Origin of the sequence: Bradyrhizobium sp. CCBAU 45389 (assembly GCF_028128625.1) — a bacterium.
Lineage (GTDB): Bacteria > Pseudomonadota > Alphaproteobacteria > Rhizobiales > Xanthobacteraceae > Bradyrhizobium > Bradyrhizobium liaoningense_B.
This window is the reverse complement of record NZ_LBIY01000046.1, coordinates 1-2,697: the sequence shown is the minus strand read 5'-3', so window position 1 is coordinate 2,697 and position 2,697 is coordinate 1. Positions and strand designations below refer to the sequence as shown.

General features: G+C 62.6%; 4 protein-coding genes. 3 read left to right on the top strand and 1 reads right to left on the bottom strand.

Annotated elements, in window-relative coordinates; all coding sequences use genetic code 11:
• From tnpB to XH79_RS06985, 3 genes are all read left to right on the top strand, one after another.
• The coding region (gene tnpB, locus XH79_RS06995) for an IS66 family insertion sequence element accessory protein TnpB (protein WP_271581180.1) at positions 1–292 on the top strand (292 nt) is incomplete at its 5' end.
• Positions 293–414: 122 nt separating this feature from the next.
• On the top strand, positions 415–1,893 hold the full coding sequence (gene tnpC / locus XH79_RS06990) for an IS66 family transposase (RefSeq protein ID WP_271581181.1): 1,479 nt from the start codon (positions 415–417) through the stop codon (positions 1,891–1,893).
• A gap of 224 nt (positions 1,894–2,117) precedes the next feature.
• Complete coding sequence (locus XH79_RS06985) at positions 2,118–2,243, top strand: hypothetical protein (RefSeq protein WP_271581179.1); 126 nt, start codon at positions 2,118–2,120, stop codon at positions 2,241–2,243.
• Positions 2,244–2,367: 124 nt separating this feature from the next.
• Here the strand turns inward: XH79_RS06985 and XH79_RS06980 are convergent.
• Positions 2,368–2,697 (bottom strand): hypothetical protein (locus XH79_RS06980; RefSeq protein WP_271581178.1); only part of this gene is annotated, 330 nt, incomplete at its 5' end.

Below are 2,697 nucleotides of genomic sequence, written 5' to 3'. Positions count from 1 at the left end.
AATGGAGGGGCTTGCCATGTTGGTGCGCGAGCACGTGAAAGCCGATCCGTTCTCAGGCGCTGTTTATGTGTTCCGTGCCAAGCGGGCGGACCGGATCAAGCTGATCTTCTGGGATGGGACGGGTTTGTGCCTGTTCGCCAAGCGGCTCGAGGACGGCGCCTTCCGCTGGCCGAAGATCGAGGATGGTGTGATGCGTCTGTCCGCGGCGGAATTGTCGGCGCTGCTGGAAGGGCTTGATTGGCGGCGTGTCCACGCGGCACGGGAGACGGTCGTCCCGACGCAAGCCGGATAGTTGTGGGCCGCGCTGCGGCGAAGTGAATCAGGGGCATCGAGCACGTCGCCAGGTGGGCGCGAACATGCTCTGATTGGCCTGTGAGCGATAACCTTCCTGATGATCCCGACACGCTGAAGGCGATGCTGCTGGCCGAGCGGCACGAGAGCGAGCGGTTGCGTCAGATCATCAAGGAGCTGCAGCGTCATCGCTTTGGCCGGAAGGCCGAGACGCTTCCCGAGGAGCAGATGCTGCTCGGTCTCGAGGACGTCCAACAGGTTGCGGCCTGTACGGAAGCCAGCCAGGACGAGACAGCTCCGGAAGGCCGGGCGGAGCGCGCACGCAAGCGCCGCAACAATCGCGGAGCACTGCCGGCGCATCTGCCGCGGATCGAGGTCGTGGTCGACCTCGACGCCAAGACCTGTCCCTGCTGCAAGGGCGACCTGCACCAGATCGGCGAGGACAGGAGCGAGCGGCTGGACATGGTGCCGGCGCAGTTCCGCGTTGTCGTCACCCGACGTCCCAAATACGCCTGCCGCGCCTGCGAAGATGGCGTCCTGCAGGCCGAGGCTCCGGCCCGGCTGATCGAGGGCGGACTGCCGACGGAGGCAACCGTCGCCCAGGTTCTGGTGTCCAAATATGCCGATCACCTGCCGCTCTATCGGCAAGCCCAGATCTATGCCCGCCAGGGCATCGCTCTCGATCGATCAACGCTGGCGGACTGGGTTGGGCATGCTGCCTTCCATCTGCGCCCGCTGCATGAGCGCCTTCTCACGGTGCTTCGCGCGAGGTCCAAGCTGTTCGCCGACGAGACGACGGTGCCGGTGCTCGATCCCGGTCGAGGGCGCACCAAGACCGGCCAGCTCTGGGCCTATGCTGCCGACGACAGGCCCTGGGGCGGCCTCGATCCGCCCGGCATCGCCTATGTCTATGCACCCGACCGCAAAGCCGAGCGGCTGTTCAGCCATCTTGCCGGCTTCAAGGGCGTCCTGCAGGTCGATGGCTACAACGCCTACCCAAAGCTTGCCGAACGTGGCGAGGTCGAGCTCGCCTTCTGCTGGGTGCACATGCGGCGCAACTTCTACGAACTCGCGACAGCCGGCCCCGCTCCGATCGCGAGCGAGGCGCTGAAGCACATTGCCGCATTCTACGCGATCGAGAAGGAGATCCGCGGCCGCAGCGCCGAGGAGCGTCGCCTCGTGCGACAACAGAAGAGCCGGCCGCTGGCTGATGCCTTCGAAGCCTGGCTGCGCGCCAAGCTGGCTCTCATCAGCCAGAAGATCAAGCTCGCCGAAGCCATCCGCTACGCCCTCTCGCGCTGGCAAGGCTTAACGCGCTTCATCGATGACGGACGCATCGAACTCGACAACAATACGGTCGAACGATCAATCCGTGGCATCAAGCTCAGTCGCAAGAACGCGCTGTTTGCTGGATCCGACGGTGGCGCCGAACATTGGGCCGTCGTCGCAACCTTGGTCGAGACTTGCAAGATCAACGACGTTGATCCGCTCGCCTATCTCACCGACGTCCTGACCAGGATCGTCAACGGGCATCCCAACCGCGACATCGACCAGCTACTGCCTTGGGCATACCGCACTCAATCCCTCAAAGCCGTGGCCTGAGAACGACGCTTACGATGAGTCTGCCATATCATGCACATCCGGAACAATCTGACAATCCGAAATTGGCGCTGGATCTCACCAACGGTCGCTGCGCCTGCAACTCGCATAACACCCGAGCCGGCATCCAGGCTCGAGCAAACCGCTTGAGAACGTAGGAGGGGCGCATGTCGAGAGAACCGTCCGCGCGCGCCAGCACGCTGCGGGCTCAATGCAGGTGGGAGCGAATGCAGGCGCAGAACCGGGAGTCCGATGCCCGCGATGCTACCGCAATCAGGAAAGGCAAGCCGAAGGCGCTAACCACGAAGCTGCGGCAGAGCAAAAAAGCGAGCACGAAGAAAGCGGCGCGCTGAGGTGGGGCGTCCGCCTATTCCACACGGCGCGAGGAAAACAGGGAAACAGGGCGAGATTGTCTGGAGCCTTCAGCTGGGTAAGCTCTGAAGGGCAAGCATGCCGCGAATCGTGGTCGTAGATCCATCAAACGGCAGACACCTCGACACGGCGAGCCCTTCTTGCAACGCTAATGCCAGCAGCTTCCAACGCTCGCACAAACTCCTCATGAGTGTAGTGATAATGTTGGAACTGCTCAAAAAACTCTAGGCGCTTAAGCAGCGCATTCCCATTGATCTTTTCGCCAGCAAGTTCACCGCAAACGTTTTCGATCGTAGCTTGGCGCAATTGGTGCTTCACGTTCCGCAGTGCGTCAACCAAATATCCCCCCGGTCCTGTTGTAGGCATACGATGAAGACCGCCCGATTGACGCGTGCGCGCGGGCCCGGCGAGCTCTATGATGGCGTTGCGTGAAGG

Excerpts from the sequence above, each read along its gene's own strand:
- tnpC (WP_271581181.1), top strand. The coding sequence starts at position 415 with ATGCTGCTGGCCGAGCGGCACGAGAGCGAGCGGTTGCGTCAGATCATC.
- XH79_RS06985 (WP_271581179.1), top strand. The coding sequence starts at position 2,118 with ATGCAGGCGCAGAACCGGGAGTCCGATGCCCGCGATGCTACCGCAATC.